Below are 13,935 nucleotides of genomic sequence, written 5' to 3' on the forward strand. Positions count from 1 at the left end.
CATGGCCCGTCTCGCCCAGACCGCCGGTCTGACCGACGTCCAGCAGGAGATCCTCTCCACCGTCCGCGACTTCGTGGACAAGGAGATCATCCCGGTCGCCACCGAGCTGGAGCACCGCGACGAGTACCCGCAGGCGATCGTCGACGGTCTCAAGGAACTCGGCCTGTTCGGCCTGATGATTCCCGAGGAGTACGGCGGCCTGGGCGAGTCCCTCCTGACGTACGCGCTCTGCGTCGAGGAGATCGCCCGGGGCTGGATGTCCGTCTCCGGGATCATCAACACGCACTTCATCGTGGCGTACATGCTCAAGCAGCACGGCACGCAGGAGCAGAGGGACCACTTCCTGCCGCGCATGGCGGCCGGCGACATCCGGGGCGCGTTCTCGATGTCGGAGCCGGGGCTCGGCTCCGACGTGTCCGCGATCACCTCGAAGGCGGTGAAGGACGGCGAGGAGTACGTCCTGAACGGCCAGAAGATGTGGCTGACGAACGGCGGCACGTCGTCCCTCGTCGCCGTCCTCGTGCGAAGTGACGAAGGCCATCCCGAGGGCACCGCGCCCCACAAGTCGATGACGACCTTCCTGGTCGAAAAGGAGCCCGGCTTCGGAGAGGTCCGCCCCGGCCTCACCATCCCGGGCAAGATCGACAAGATGGGCTACAAGGGCGTCGACACCACCGAGCTGATCATGGACGGGCTCCGGATTCCGGCCGATCGGGTGCTCGGCGGGGTCACCGGCCGAGGTTTTTACCAAATGATGGACGGAGTCGAGGTCGGCCGGGTCAACGTGGCGGCGCGTGGCTGCGGTGTCGCGCAGCGTGCGTTCGAACTGGGTGTCCGGTACGCCCAGCAGCGTCACACTTTCGGCAAGCCGATCGCCCAGCACCAGGCCATCCAGTTCAAGCTCGCGGAGATGGCCACCAAGGTCGAGGCCGCGCATGCCATGATGGTCAACGCGGCACGCAAAAAGGACTCCGGGGAACGAAACGACCTTGAGGCCGGGATGGCGAAGTACCTCGCCTCCGAGTACTGCAAGGAGGTCGTGGAGGACTCCTTCCGGATCCACGGCGGCTACGGATTCTCCAAGGAGTACGAGATCGAACGTCTCTACCGTGAGGCGCCCATGTTGCTGATCGGCGAAGGTACCGCCGAGATCCAGAAAATGATCATCGGGCGAAGGTTGCTCGAAGAGTATCGGTTCCAGGGCTGATTGTCCGGGTGCGGGGTGTTTTCTTCGAGAAGAAGATCACACCCCGTCAACGGTCTTCGGCCGCCGACTCGGTATCCTGGCTTGCCCAGTTGTGGCCCGCGCCCGGTACGATCCCGGAAAGCCGCCGTCCCCAATTCCCGCGCGGCATCATCCGCTACGAAGGTCATCCATGCCCCACAGCCAAACCTCTGCACATCGAGACAGCCTGGCCGGCGTACGCCTCGCGCGCGGAGCATCGCCGTGGCTTCTCCCGACCGTCGCCACCGCAGCCGTCAGCCTCCTGCGCGCCCGTCGCTCCGGCGCCGCGAAGGCCGTCGCCGTGCCCGCCACCGCGCTCGCGGCGGGCATGCTGTGGTTCTTCCGCGACCCCGAGCGTGAGATCGCCCAGGGCCGTGTCATCTCCCCCGCCGACGGTGTGGTGCAGAGCATCATGCCGTGGAAGGACGGCCGCACCCGCGTCGCGATCTTCATGAGCCCGCTCAACGTCCACGTCAACCGGGCGCCGCTGTCCGGCACCGTGACGTCGGTGGAGCACATCCCCGGTGGCTTCGTTCCCGCCTTCAACAAGGAGAGCGAGAACAACGAGCGCGTAGTCTGGCATTTCGACACCGAACTCGGCGACATCGAGATGATCCAGATCGCCGGCGCGGTGGCCCGTCGCATCGTCCCCTACATCCCGCAGGGCACGAAGGTCGAGCAGGGCGACCGCATCGGTCTGATCCGCTTCGGCTCGCGCGTCGACGTCTACCTGCCCGAGGGCGTGGAGGTCGCGGTCGAGGTCGGGCAGAAGACCGTGGCTGGGGTGACTCGCATTGACCGTGATTGATCCGGAGACCCAGGCGGGCTGGGTGCCCGAGGCCGACGAGGCCGGCGACGACGAGGAGGAGATGCCGCTCTCTCTCCGCCTCTCGATAGCGGACACCCTCACGCTGGGCAACGCCACGTGTGGCTTCATGGCGGTGTACTTCACCACCACCGGCATCCTCATCCCGCACCTCACCGGGGACGACCAGTCGGCGGGCATGGCGCGGCACAGCGCCGCCACCGCGGTCATCCTCATGCTCTGCGCGGCGGTCTTCGACCTGTTCGACGGCCTCGTGGCGCGCAAGCTGCGCTCCTCCCCCATGGGCGCCGAGCTGGACAACCTCTCGGACCTGGTCAGCTTCGGCCTGGCCCCCGCGTACTTCGTGCTCGTCTACGGCATGGTGGCCGACGACGCGTACCAGAAGGTGGCCGCGGTCGGAGCGGTGGTCGTGCTGCTGGCGGTGGTGCTGCGGCTGGCCCGCTTCAGCTGCGTGACCCCACCGAACGGCATGTTCCAGGGCATGCCGTCGCCGTTCGGTGCGCTCACGGTCGTCTCGATCGTGCTCCTGGAGCTGCCCTTCTTCGCGACGCTCCTTGCGATCCTCGGCACGGCCTGGCTGATGGTGAGCCGGGTCGAGTACCCGAAGCCGCGCGGCCGCCTCGCCGGGGCGATGCTGGGCTGGATCGTCCTCTCGATGGGGCTCCTGGCGGCCTGGGCCTTCGACGCCCCCGGCGGCCAGCTCCTGCTCCAGACCGGCTGTGCGCTGCAGCTGGTCATGGGCGCGGTGATCCCCCTGTTCGCCACGGCCCGCCGGGTGAACAACATCCGCGACAACCGCCGCGAGGCGAGGGCGGCGCAGCTGCCGTAACCACGACGCCAGAGGGCCCCGGACCGACCTCGGTCCGGGGCCCTCTGCTGTACCCACGCCCAGGGCGGAGCCCACGGGCGGCGGCTCAGGTCAGGAAATCCCGGGCGATCTGTTCCGCGACACGCTCCAGGATCGGTCCGGCGTCCGCGATGCACTTCGCCACGTCCGGCTCCACGGACGTCAGCGGATACGCCCGCCGGATCCCCGCCCCGCCGAGCGCCGCCGGCGGCAGGGCCAGGCGCCCGCACACCGCCACGACCTCCTTGCCGGCGGCACGCGCGGCCGCGGCCACCCCCGCCGGCGCCTTCCCGTGCAGCGTCTGCTCGTCCAGCGAGCCCTCGCCGGTGATGACCAGCGACGCCCGCTCCACGGCGGGCGCGAAGCCGAGGACGTCGAGCATGACCTCGATGCCGGGGCGGAAGCGGGCGCCGAGCAGCAGCGCGCCGTATCCGATGCCACCGGCGGCCCCGGCGCCCGGCGCCACCGCGTACTCCGCCGCGCGCGGGCCGACCTCGGCCTCCAGGACCTTCGCGAAGTGGGCGAGAGCGGCGTCCAGGACCTCCACGTCGTCCGGCGAGGCGCCCTTCTGCGGGCCGTACACGGCCGGTGCGCCCTTGGGGCCGGTCAGCGGGTTGTCGACGTCGCTGGCGAGAACCAGGTCGACCGAGGACAGCCGCGGGTCCAGGCCGGACAGGTCCGCGCGGGCCACGTCGGTGAGGCCGCCGCCGCCCGGCGGTACCGGTTCGCCGTCCTCGTCCAGGAACCGTGCCCCGAGCGCCGACAGCATTCCGGCGCCGCCGTCGGTGGTGGCGCTGCCTCCGACGCCGAAGACGATCGTGCGGGCGCCCGCGTCCAACGCGGCCCGCAGCAGCTCTCCCGAGCCGTACGTGGAGGCCGTCAGGGGCGCGAAGACACCGGCCGGCAGCCGTTGCAGTCCGCTCGCCTCGGCCATCTCCACCACCGCGGTGTCGCCGCGCAGCGCGAACGCGGCGCCGACCTCCTGCCCCAGCGGCCCGGCGACCAGCCTTTCGTGGCGTTCGAAGCCGGCGGCGACCGCCGCGGCAACCGTGCCGTCCCCGCCGTCCGCGACGGGCAGCGCCGCCACCTCCAGGCCGGGCACGACCCGCCGGAGCCCCGCAGTGACCCGCTCGGCGACCTCCACGGCCGTCAGCGAGCCCTTGAACTTGTCCGCGGCGATGAGCACGCGCTGTGTCACCTGTATCCCCTTGCTCTCCGGGCCTCGCGCATGTCAAGGCCAGTCGCGCCGCTGTGACCTTAACCGGAGGACACCCTCGCCGTCATTCCCCGACCGAAGCCTGGGAAAGGCCTGGGAGCCGCCTGGGAAATCGGGTACACCACAGCCATGGGCAACGACGGCACCGCCGGTCCGGACCTCGCCGACCGCGTGCTCGGCGGCTGGCTCGGCCGGATCGCGGGCAACATGCTCGGCAAGCCGGTCGAGCGGGGCGACGTGTGGACCAGGGAACGCATCGACGGCTATCTGCGGCGGGCCGCCGCCCTGCCGCTCACCGACTACCTCCCCGAGCCCGCGGACGAGAGCGACGCGCTCGCGCTGCGCCCCGAGTGGCGCCGGTGCGTGCGCGGCCGGATCCACGGCAGCTGCCGTGACGACGACGTCGACTACGCCATCCTCGGCCTGGACCTCCTGGAGACCCACGGCTTCGGTTTCAGCACCGAGCAGGTCGGCGAGCTGTGGCTGCTGCGGCTGCCGTACCTCCAGACCTTCACGGCGGAACGGGCCGCCTACCGCAACCTCGCGGACGGCCTCAAACCGCCCCTCACCGCCACCTACGACAACCCCTACCAGGAGTGGATCGGCGCCCTGATCCGCGCCGACATCTTCGGCTGGACCTGCCCGGACGACCCGCACCGGGCCGCCGCCCTGGCCCGCCGGGACGCGGTGCTCTCCCATGCGGGGAACGGGGTCTACGGCGCGATGTGGGCCGCCGCGCTGATCTCGGCGGCGTTCACCGCGCCGACCGTACGGCAGGCGATCGACAGCGCGCTCACCGTCGTACCGGCGAGCTGCCGCCTCGCGCGGACCGTACGCCGGGTCGTCTCCCTGCACGAGACCCGGCTGAGCTGGGAGGACACCCTCGCCACCGTGTCCGGGGAGACCGCGGGCCTGGGCTGGATCCACACCGTCCCGAACGTGGCCGTGCTCACCGCGGGGCTGCTCTACGGCGACGGCGACTTCACCCGGACCGTCGCCCTCACCGTGCGCGGCGGCCTGGACACCGACTCCAACGGCGCGACGGCGGGCTCGGTGGCCGGGGTGCTGACCGGCGCGGCCGCCATCCCGGACCAGTGGAAGGACCCGCTGGAGGACACGGTCCGCAGCGCGGTCTTCGGCTTCGACGGGGCCCGCATCAGCGACCTGGCGGAGCGCACCGTGCGGCTCGCCCGGACGGGCCCCGAGCCCGCGCTGGTTACCCTTCCTGGATGACCACGACTGACGACTACGCCACGTACATCGCGAGCCTCCCCCGGATCCTCGCCGGGGCGGCCGCGCTCTTCCGGGACGCCGAGGGACGGGTGCTGCTCGTGGAACCCAACTACCGGGAGGGCTGGGCGCTGCCCGGCGGGACCGTCGAGTCCGACGACGGGGAGACCCCGCGTCAGGGCGCCCGCCGGGAGACCCTGGAGGAGATCGGCCTGGACCGGGAGATGGGCCGGCTGCTCGCGGTGGACTGGGTACACGGCACCGGCCGGCCGCCGATCGTCGCCTATCTGTACGACGGCGGTGTCGTCACCGACGCCGACCTCGGGGCGATCCGGCTCCAGGAGGAGGAACTGCTCTCCTGGCGGCTGGTCCCACGCGCCGAACTCGCCACGTATCTGCCGGGCTCGCTGGGCCGCCGCGTGCTGGCCGCGCTGGACGTACTGGGAGAGGGCACGGGCACGGCGGAACTGGAGAACGGCAACCGCGCGGGGTGATCCCGGAGGCGGTCGATAACCGTTCGCCGCCCGCACCGGGGCCGCCCTACCCTCGAACACATGACCAAGCCCCTCGTCGCCGTCCTCAGCGGCGCCGGCATCTCGACCGACTCCGGGATCCCCGACTACCGCGGGCCCAACGGTCTGTGGCGGCGGGATCCCGAGGCCGAGAAGCTCGTGACCTACGACTACTACATGGGCGACCCGGAGATTCGGCGCCGGTCCTGGCAGATGCGGCGCACGAACCGGACGCTGAAGGCCGAGCCCAACGCCGCCCATCTCGCCGTCGCCGAGCTCGACAGGTCCGGGATCCCCGTGCGGGTCATCACGCAGAACGTGGACGGTCTGCACCAGCTCGCCGGGATGCCCGCCCGGAAGGTGCTCGAACTGCACGGCTCGGCACGCAGCGTGGTGTGCACCAAGTGCCATACGCGAGGGCCGATGGTGGACGCGATCGCCCGCGTCGAGGCCGGCGAGGAGGACCCGCTGTGCCTGGAGTGCGGCGGCATTCTCAAGTCGGCGACCGTGATGTTCGGCGAGAACCTCGACCCCGTCGTCCTCGGCCAGGCCCTCGCCATCAGCAAGGCCTGCACCGTCTTCATCGCCGTCGGCAGCAGCCTCCAGGTCCAGCCGGCCGCCGGCCTCGCCGGAGTCGCCGCCGACCACGGCGCCCGGCTCGTCATCGTCAACGCCGACCCGACGCCGTACGACGACCGGGCCGACGAGATCGTCCGCGAGCCGATCGGAACCGCGCTGCCGAAGCTCCTCGCGGAGCTGCGGGCCGGCTAGCGGCCCGTGGCCGGACGCCGGCGAGGGCGGTCAGAAGAGGCCCGCGCCCCGCTCGAAGTCCAGCAGGCGCTGCTTGCGGGGCAGGCCGCCGCCGTAACCGGTGAGGCTGCCGCTCGCGCCGATGACGCGGTGGCAGGGGACGATGATGCCGACCGGGTTCCTCCCGTTGGCGAGGCCGACCGCGCGGGAGGCCTGGGGGTTGCCGAGGGCGTCGGCGAGTTCGCCGTACGAGCGGGTCTCGCCGTAGGGGATCCGGCGCAGCTGTTCCCAGACACTGCGCTGGAACGGGGTGCCGTTCAGGCGCAGTTCGACGGTGAACTCCTTCAACTCGCCCGCGAAATAGGCGGTCAGCTGTTCTTCGGCCTCGGTGAAGAGGTCGTCGTCGCGGGCGCCGAAGGTCTCCTCGGGCGGGCGGTGGCGTTGGTCCTCCATGTAGAGGCCGCAGAGGGTGCCGTCCTCGGCGACCAGGGTGAGGGGGCCGTAGGGGCTGTCAGAGACGGTGTGGTTCTTCACGGCAGGGTCCTTACACGGGAAGGAAGTTGATCGGGTGGCTGTCGGTCGCCCACAGGTACTGGACCGCGTAGGCCCGCCAGGGGCGCCAGGCGGCCGCGCGGGCGGTGAGGGCGGCCGGGGTGCCGGGCAGGCCCAGGTCCAGGGCGGCGCGGCGGATGCCGAGGTCGGTGGGGAGGAAGGCGTCGGGGTCGCCGAGGGCACGCATGGCGATGACGTCGACGGTCCAGGGCCCGAAGCCGGGGAGTTCCAGGAGCCTGGCGCGGGCCTGCGCCCAGTCGCTCTCCACGCCCAGGTGGAGGGTGCCGTCGGCGAGTCGGCCGACCAGGGTGGTGAAGGTGGTACGGCGGGTGCGGGGCATCGCCAGGGAGTCGGGGGCCAGTTCGGCCAGCCCCTCGGGGGTCGGGAAGAGGTGGGTGAGGCCGCCCTCCGGGTCGTCGACCGGGGTGCCGTGGGCGGTCACCAGGCGGGCCGCGTGAGTGCGGGCGGCGGCCGTGGAGACCTGCTGGCCGAGCACGGCCCGCACCGCGAACTCCGCCTCGTCGACCGTGCGGGGCACCCGGCGTCCGGGCGCCTTGTCCACCAGCGGAGCCAGCACGGGGTCGGTGCGCAGCTGGTCGTCGACCGCGACCGGGTCGGCGTCCAGATCGAGCATCCGCCGGCAGCGGCTGATGGCCACCGGCAGGTCCCGCAGGTCGCTGAGGGTGAGCCGGCAGGCGATGTGGTCGGGCTTCGGGGCGAGGGCCACGATGCCGTGGCCGTACGGCAGCCGCAGGGTCCGCCGGTAGGCGCCGTCCCGCCACTCCTCGACGCCGGGTACGGCGGTGGCCGCGAGGTGCCCGAAGAGGTTGTCGGGGTTGAGGGGGGCGCGGAAGGGCAGCCGGAGGGACAGCGCTCCGGGAGCGCTCGACGCGCTCTTCGGGGCCCGCGCGCGCAACTCGCTCGGGGACAGCGCGAAGACCTCGCGGACGGTGTCGTTGAAGGTGCGGATCGAGGAGAAACCGGCTGCGAAGGCGATCTCCGCCATCGGCAGGGCGGTCGTCTCGACCAGCAGGCGGGCGGTCTGGGCGCGCTGGGCGCGGGCGAGGGCCAGCGGGCCGGCGCCGAGTTCGGCGAGGAGCTGGCGTTCGACCTGCCGGGGGCTGTAGCCGAGGCGGGCGGCGAGGCCGGGCACGCCCTCGCGGTCCACGACCCCGTCGGCGATCAGCCGCATGGCGCGGGCGACCAGGTCGGCGCGCTGGTTCCACTCCGGGGAACCGGGGCTGGTGTCGGGGCGGCAGCGCTTGCAGGCCCGGAAGCCGGCCTGCTGGCAGGCGGCCGCGCTCGGATAGAACGTCATGTTCTCGGGCTTGGGCGGCACCACCGGGCAGCTGGGCCGGCAGTAGATGCGGGTGGTCAGGACGGCCGTGAAGAACCAGCCGTCGAACCGTGCGTCCTTGGACTGCACGGCCCGTACACAGTGCTCGCGGTCGAGGTTCGTCCCTTTCTGCATGGGTCCAGCATCGGCCCCCGGGCGGGGCCGATGCTGGCGGAAATCCGACACGAGGGTGGGCTGACCTTCAGGGCTCCAAGGTCCGGCCCCTCACGGCCGTCAGCCGAAGTAGTGGTCCTGGTCGAGGTCGGCCAGCAGGCCAGGCTGAGCGGGCCGCCAGTCGTACCGCTCGCGGGTGGCGGCGCCGGATGTGGGGTTGTCGTTGGCGACGAAGGCCACCATCCAGCCGAAGTGGTCGGACGCCTCCTCCCGTGCGAGGGACACGACCGGCACGTCGAGGCGGCGGCCGATGACCTCGGTGATGCCGCGGACCGGGACGCCCTCGTCGGCGACCGCGTGCAGCACGGCCCCGGCCGGGGCCGTCTCGATGGCCTTGCGGTAGAGGGTGGCGGCGTCAAGACGGTGCACGGACGACCAGCGGTTGGTGCCGTCCCCCACGTAGGCGGCGACACCCTTGTCGCGGGCGACGCCGATCAGGAACGGGACGAAGGCGTGGTCGCCTGCTCCGTGCACCTGAGGGAGCCGGATCGCCGACACCCGCACCCCGCGGTCGGCCAGGGCCAGGGCGGAGCGTTCCGCCTCGGCCCGGTGGCCGCCGGGGCCCGCGAGGTCGGGCGCGTCCTCCTCGGTGCCGAGGCGGCCCGGGGCGAGGAGGCCGGTCACGGAGGTGACGACCAGGGGCCGGCCGGACTCGGCGAGCGCGTCACCGAGGGCCTTCAGCACGTCGAGTTCGGTACGGAGAGCGCCGGGCATGTCGGAGAAGTCGTGGTTGTACCCCGTGTGGACCACCCCGTCCACCGCTCCCGCCGCGACCCGCAGGCCGTCGACGTCGTTCAGGTCGCCGCGGTGCACCTCCGCTCCCACCTCCTTCAGGGCCGCCTCGGCCGCGTCCGAGCGGGCCAGGCCGAGCACGTGGTGCCCGGCGCCGAGCAGTTCGCGGACCACCGCGCTGCCGATGAACCCGGTGGCGCCGGTGACGAACACACGCATGACAGATCACCTCACGGAGAGTGAATGGCTGGGACGACTCCAGCCTGCGTCCGGCCCGGCAGCCGGGTCCAAGACCCGTTCCGCACCCGGCGATGCCTGTCCGGTCATGACCGCAGCTCACGGCGGCGGGAGTAGAGTCGAGAGGTGCCCGATTCCTTCGTACCGCCGGTGGACCTGGAGCTCCGTCTGGTGCGCTACTTCACCGTGGTCGCCGAGGAGTTGCACTTCGGCCGGGCGGCCGACGCGCTGCATCTGGCCCAGCCGTCGCTGAGCCGGCAGATCCGGCGTCTGGAGCGGGAGCTGGGCGTCCGGCTGCTGGACCGCACGCCGCGCGGCACCCGGCTCACCGAGGCCGGCGAGACCTTTCTGCCGCAGGCCAGGGAGCTGCTGCGGAGCGCCGCCCGGGCCGCCGCGAGCGCGCGCTCGGCCGCCGCGCAGGGCCCGTTCACGGTCGGGTACACCACCCATCAGATCGTCACCCCGGCCGTCCGGGACGTCCGCCACCGCCACCCGGAGGCCGACGTCCGCACCCTGCACGTGGACTGGAACGAACCGCGCGACGCGCTGCTCGACCACCGGGTCGACGTGGTGGTGACCCGGTTCCTGTTCACCGCCGACGGCTTGGACATCACGGTGCTGTACGACGAGCCGCGCGTGCTGCTGGTCCCGCTCGGCCACCGGCTGGCGGGCAAGGAGTCGGTCACGCTCGCCGACTTCGCCGACGAGCCGCTGCCCCGCTTCACCGGCGCCGACCGGATCGGCGCGAATCCCGCCGGTCACACCAACCTGGGCGCCCTGGTGGACACGCTGGAGGACAAGCTGGAGCTGGTGGCGAGCGGTGAGGTGGTGTCGCTGGCGCCGGCCGGCTTCCGGGGCAACCTGCGACCGGACATCGTCGCCGTACCGGTCGTGGACGGGGATCCCCTCCAGGTCGTCCTGGCCACCCGGGCCGGCGACCGCCATCCCCTGCTGCCGGCGTTCCGGCGCGCGGCCGAGGCCCATCTGGTCCCGGTCGGCGCTGCCCGGACCGAGCGGCCGGAAGCCCTGCCCTGACCACGGTGCGCACCGACGCGGAGGCCCATGGCCGGCGGGCGGCGCGCACCGCGCCGGGGCTCGACTCGGCGGGCCTGGTACCGGTCCCGGCGCGGATCATCGTCAGGGAGTCAGTCGGTATGAGCAGCCGCGCGGACGACCGGAGCGTGGGCGCCGGTGTGCGCAGCCGCGCGGACGACCCGAGCGTGGGCGCCGGTATGAGCAGCCGCGCGAACGACCCGACGCGGGCGCCGGTATGAGCACCCGAGCAGACGACCCGATCCCGGGAGCCGGTATGCGCAGCCGCGGTCAGGTCAGCTGTGCGGCGAACGCCTCGTAGGCCCGCTCGTCGAAGAGCACGAACCGGACCTCCTCGACGGCCGTGTCCGCCTCCCGGACGGTCGCCACGGCGATCCGGGCACCGTCGTCCAGCGGCCAGCCGTAGATCCCGGTGGAGACGGCGGGGAACGCGACCGTGCGGGCGCCGAGTTCGTCGGCGCGCTTCAGGGACTCGCGATAGCAGGAGGCCAGCAGCTCGGAGCGGTCCTCGCTCGTGGAGTGGACGGGTCCGACGGTGTGGATGACCCACCGGGCGTCGAGTTCGCCGGCGGTGGTGGCGACGGCCTGGCCGGTGGGCAGGCCCTTGCCGTAGTGCCCGGCGCGGAGCTTGCGGCAGTCCTCCAGGATCGCGGGGCCGCCGCGCCGGTGGATGGCGCCGTCGACGCCTCCGCCGCCGAGCAGCGAGGAGTTGGCCGCGTTGACGATCGCGTCGGCGGTCTGCCGGGTGATGTCACCCTGGACGAGCGTGATGCGGGTCATGGCTGTCTCAGCCTCCTCCACACGGCCTTGGCCGCGTTGTGCCCCGACATGCCGTGTACGCCCGGGCCGGGCGGGGTGGCCGACGAGCAGATGAAGACGGCCGGATGCGGGGTGCCGTACGGGAACAGGGAGAGCTTGGGCCGCAGCAGGATCTGCAGGCCGGAGACCGCGCCGGTGCCGATGTCGCCGCCGACGTAGTTGGCGTTGCGGGCGGCGAGTTCGGCGGGTCCCGCGGTGGCACGGGCCAGCACGCGGTCGCGGAACCCCGGCGCGAAGCGCTCCAGTTGACGCTCCATCACGTCGGTGAGGTCACCCGTCCAGCCGCTGGGGACATGGGCGTACGCCCAGAAGACCTGCTTGCCCTCGGGGGCGCGGGAGGGGTCCACGACCCCGGGCTGCACGGTGATCATGAACGGCCGGTCGGGGGCGCGACCCTGGCGGGAGGCGGCGCGCAGGGCGGTGCCGATCTCCGCGCTGTCCGCGCCGATCTGCACGGTCCCGGCGCGGCGGGCCTCCGGGGCGGTCCAGGGGACCGGCCCGTCCAGCGCGTAGTCGATCTTGAAGACGCCCGGGCCGTACCGGTAGTCCTGGTAGTAGTTGCCGAGGCCGGCGATGCGGGCCAGGGCGGTCGGCGAGGTGTCGAAGACGTACGACCGCGCGGGCGGCAGGTCGTCCAGCCGCTTGACCTCGTAGTCGGTGTGGATCGCGCCGCCGAGGTCCTTGAGGTAGGCGGCGAGGGCGTCGGAGATGGCCTGCGAGCCGCCCCGGGCCACCGGCCAGCCGCGGGCGTGCGCGGCGAGCGCGAAGACCAGGCCGACGGCACCGGTCCCGATCCCGCTGAGCGGGGCCATGACATGGGCGACCAGACCGGCGAAGAGGGTTCTGGCCCGCTCGTCGCGGAAGCGGTGCAGCAGCAGGGAGGCGGGCGGCAGACCGACCAGGCCGAAGCGGGCGAGAGTGACCGGGTCGCGGGGCAGCGCGGTCATGGGCAGGGACATGAAGTCCCGCGCCAAGGTGTCCCACTTGGGCAGGAACGGCGAGACCAGCCTGCGGTAGGTGCCGGCGTCGCGCGGTCCGAAGGAGGCCGCCGTCTCGGCGACCGAGCGGGCCAGTACGGCGGCCCCGCCGTCCGGGAAGGGGTGGGCCATCGGCAGCTCGGGGTGCAGCCACTCCAGGCCGTAGCGCTCCAGGGGCAGGGCGCGGAACGCGGGCGAGTTGATCCCGAGCGGGTGCGCCGCGGAGCACGGGTCGTGCCGGAAGCCCGGCAGCGTGAGCTCCTCGGTGCGGGCGCCGCCGCCCACGGTGTCGCGCGCCTCGAAAACGGCGACGGAGAAGCCGCGCCGGGCCAGCTCCACGGCGGCCGTCAGGCCGTTCGGCCCCGCCCCCACCACGACCGCATCGAGCATCGACGGCACCTTCGCACCCCTTCGTCAGCCGATTGGCCACTCGGGTTCAGGATATGCCGCAGGACTGACATCCCCCTCGTCCGGGGTTACCAGTGCGGGTTTCGCAGCAGGTCCACCACCCGGTGGGCGGTGGCCGCGTCGCGGGCCGCGGTGAACGGCAGGACGTTGTCCCCCGTGATCCGGAACGGCTCGCCCGCGAGCGTGAGGTGGGCGCCGCCCGCCTCCTCGACCAGCAGCAGTCCGGCCGCGTGGTCCCACGCGGCCTCCCAGGAGAACGCCGTCGCGTCCAACTCGCCCCGGGCGACGGCCAGATACTCCAGGCCCGCCGAGCCGCACGCGCGCGGTGCGACGCCGTCGACCCACAGGGCGAACAGCGCGCGCTTCTGGGCGTCCGTCGTGTAGTCCGGGTGGGAGGTGGCCACCCGCAGGTCACGGTCGGCGGCGGGCGGTCCGGCGTGCAGCCGTACGCCGTCCAGGAAGGCGCCCTTCCCCCGTACCGCCGTGGCGAGTTGGCCGCGAGCCGGGGCGAAGGTCCAGGAGGCGAGCAGGACGCCCCGGTGGGCGAGCGCGACCAGCGTGCAGAAGCCGTCCTCGCCGCGCACGAACTGGCGGGTGCCGTCGACCGGGTCGACGATCCACACCGGCGCGTCGCCCTGGAGCGCCTCGTACGTCTCCGGGTCCGCGTGCACCGCTTCCTCGCCGACCACGACGGAACCCGGCAGCAGGGCGCCCAGCGCCCCGGTGAGGTACCTCTCGGCGAGCCGGTCGGCGTCCGTCACCAGGTCGTGCGGCCCGCTCTTCTGGTCGACCTCGTGGTCGGCGAGCCGGCGCCAGCGGGGCAGGATCTCGGTCCGGGCGGCCTTGCGGAGGGCGTCCTCGACGTCACCGGCGTGCTGGAGGAGAAACTCGTCGATGGTCTCCGTTGCTTCGATCATGCCTCCATGAGAGCACGCGCCGCTGACAATCCCCGCCGCCCGGATGTACGGGACATGGAATACGGACGAACAACCGGTGCCGACGATCAGCAGGCCGTCGACGGACGTACCAGGTCAGCGCTCT

The 13,935-nt window shown here is 72.6% G+C and carries 15 protein-coding genes; 8 read left to right on the forward strand and 7 right to left on the reverse strand.

Annotated elements, in window-relative coordinates:
- The first annotated feature begins 1 nt into the window (after position 1).
- The 3 genes from ABZ642_RS00905 to pssA all read left to right on the forward strand — a co-directional run bounded on the left by ABZ642_RS00905 (position 2) and on the right by pssA (position 2,880).
- Positions 2-1,207 carry an acyl-CoA dehydrogenase family protein gene (locus tag ABZ642_RS00905; RefSeq protein WP_360474920.1) on the forward strand — a complete coding sequence of 402 codons (1,206 nt, stop codon included), beginning with the start codon at positions 2-4 and terminating at the stop codon, positions 1,205-1,207.
- A 169-nt stretch (positions 1,208-1,376) separates the two neighbouring features.
- On the forward strand, positions 1,377-2,033 hold the full coding sequence (locus tag ABZ642_RS00910) for a phosphatidylserine decarboxylase (protein ID WP_360474923.1): 657 nt from the start codon (positions 1,377-1,379) through the stop codon (positions 2,031-2,033).
- A gap of 22 nt (positions 2,034-2,055) precedes the next feature.
- On the forward strand, positions 2,056-2,880 hold the full coding sequence (gene pssA, locus ABZ642_RS00915; RefSeq protein ID WP_360476046.1) for a CDP-diacylglycerol--serine O-phosphatidyltransferase: 825 nt from the start codon (positions 2,056-2,058) through the stop codon (positions 2,878-2,880).
- An 85-nt stretch (positions 2,881-2,965) separates the two neighbouring features.
- On the opposite strand, the gene ABZ642_RS00920 is transcribed toward pssA, so the two are convergent.
- Positions 2,966-4,084, reverse strand: coding sequence for a glycerate kinase (locus ABZ642_RS00920; protein WP_360476049.1), 1,119 nt, complete (start codon positions 4,082-4,084; stop codon positions 2,966-2,968).
- A 159-nt stretch (positions 4,085-4,243) separates the two neighbouring features.
- Here ABZ642_RS00920 and ABZ642_RS00925 point away from each other — a divergent pair, with 159 nt between their 5' ends.
- From ABZ642_RS00925 to ABZ642_RS00935, 3 genes are read left to right on the forward strand one after another with little or no spacing between them, the layout of a single operon-like run.
- On the forward strand, positions 4,244-5,347 hold the full coding sequence (locus tag ABZ642_RS00925) for an ADP-ribosylglycohydrolase family protein (protein ID WP_360474925.1): 1,104 nt from the start codon (positions 4,244-4,246) through the stop codon (positions 5,345-5,347).
- The gene (locus ABZ642_RS00930) at positions 5,344-5,838 is read left to right on the forward strand and encodes an NUDIX hydrolase (protein ID WP_360474928.1); all 495 of its coding nucleotides are present in this window, start codon (positions 5,344-5,346) and stop codon (positions 5,836-5,838) included. Before ABZ642_RS00925 ends, ABZ642_RS00930 begins: the two co-directional genes overlap by 4 nt.
- Before the next feature lie 60 nt (positions 5,839-5,898).
- A complete protein-coding gene (locus ABZ642_RS00935; RefSeq protein ID WP_360474931.1) occupies positions 5,899-6,627 on the forward strand; it encodes a Sir2 family NAD-dependent protein deacetylase in 729 nt (242 codons plus the stop codon).
- A 30-nt stretch (positions 6,628-6,657) separates the two neighbouring features.
- On the opposite strand, the gene ABZ642_RS00940 is transcribed toward ABZ642_RS00935, so the two are convergent.
- The 3 genes from ABZ642_RS00940 to ABZ642_RS00950 all read right to left on the reverse strand — a co-directional run bounded on the left by ABZ642_RS00940 (position 6,658) and on the right by ABZ642_RS00950 (position 9,619).
- On the reverse strand, positions 6,658-7,140 hold the full coding sequence (locus ABZ642_RS00940; RefSeq protein WP_360474934.1) for a methylated-DNA--[protein]-cysteine S-methyltransferase: 483 nt from the start codon (positions 7,138-7,140) through the stop codon (positions 6,658-6,660).
- 10 nt (positions 7,141-7,150) lie between these two features.
- Positions 7,151-8,629, reverse strand: coding sequence for an AlkA N-terminal domain-containing protein (locus tag ABZ642_RS00945; protein WP_360474937.1), 1,479 nt, complete (start codon positions 8,627-8,629; stop codon positions 7,151-7,153).
- Positions 8,630-8,728: 99 nt separating this feature from the next.
- On the reverse strand, positions 8,729-9,619 hold the full coding sequence (locus ABZ642_RS00950; RefSeq protein ID WP_360474940.1) for an SDR family oxidoreductase: 891 nt from the start codon (positions 9,617-9,619) through the stop codon (positions 8,729-8,731).
- 144 nt (positions 9,620-9,763) lie between these two features.
- Between ABZ642_RS00950 and ABZ642_RS00955 the strand changes: the two genes are divergently transcribed.
- Positions 9,764-10,672 carry a LysR substrate-binding domain-containing protein gene (locus ABZ642_RS00955; protein ID WP_360474943.1) on the forward strand — a complete coding sequence of 303 codons (909 nt, stop codon included), beginning with the start codon at positions 9,764-9,766 and terminating at the stop codon, positions 10,670-10,672.
- A gap of 5 nt (positions 10,673-10,677) precedes the next feature.
- Positions 10,678-10,911: a hypothetical protein gene (locus ABZ642_RS00960; RefSeq protein WP_360474946.1), complete on the forward strand. Its 234-nt coding sequence runs from the start codon at positions 10,678-10,680 to the stop codon at positions 10,909-10,911.
- A 49-nt stretch (positions 10,912-10,960) separates the two neighbouring features.
- Here the strand turns inward: ABZ642_RS00960 and ABZ642_RS00965 are convergent, their stop codons facing one another.
- The 3 genes from ABZ642_RS00965 to ABZ642_RS00975 form a co-directional block, all read right to left on the reverse strand.
- Positions 10,961-11,470 carry an O-acetyl-ADP-ribose deacetylase gene (locus ABZ642_RS00965; RefSeq protein WP_360474949.1) on the reverse strand — a complete coding sequence of 170 codons (510 nt, stop codon included), beginning with the start codon at positions 11,468-11,470 and terminating at the stop codon, positions 10,961-10,963.
- Positions 11,467-12,876 carry an NAD(P)/FAD-dependent oxidoreductase gene (locus ABZ642_RS00970; RefSeq protein ID WP_360474952.1) on the reverse strand — a complete coding sequence of 470 codons (1,410 nt, stop codon included), beginning with the start codon at positions 12,874-12,876 and terminating at the stop codon, positions 11,467-11,469. The genes ABZ642_RS00965 and ABZ642_RS00970 overlap by 4 nt, the downstream gene beginning before the upstream one ends.
- An 86-nt stretch (positions 12,877-12,962) precedes the next feature.
- On the reverse strand, positions 12,963-13,811 hold the full coding sequence (locus ABZ642_RS00975; RefSeq protein WP_360474955.1) for an inositol monophosphatase family protein: 849 nt from the start codon (positions 13,809-13,811) through the stop codon (positions 12,963-12,965).
- Positions 13,812-13,935: the final 124 nt, after the last annotated feature.

It is taken from the genome of Streptomyces sp. NPDC007157, from assembly GCF_040634235.1.
In the GTDB taxonomy this organism is placed as follows: Bacteria; Actinomycetota; Actinomycetes; order Streptomycetales; family Streptomycetaceae; genus Streptomyces.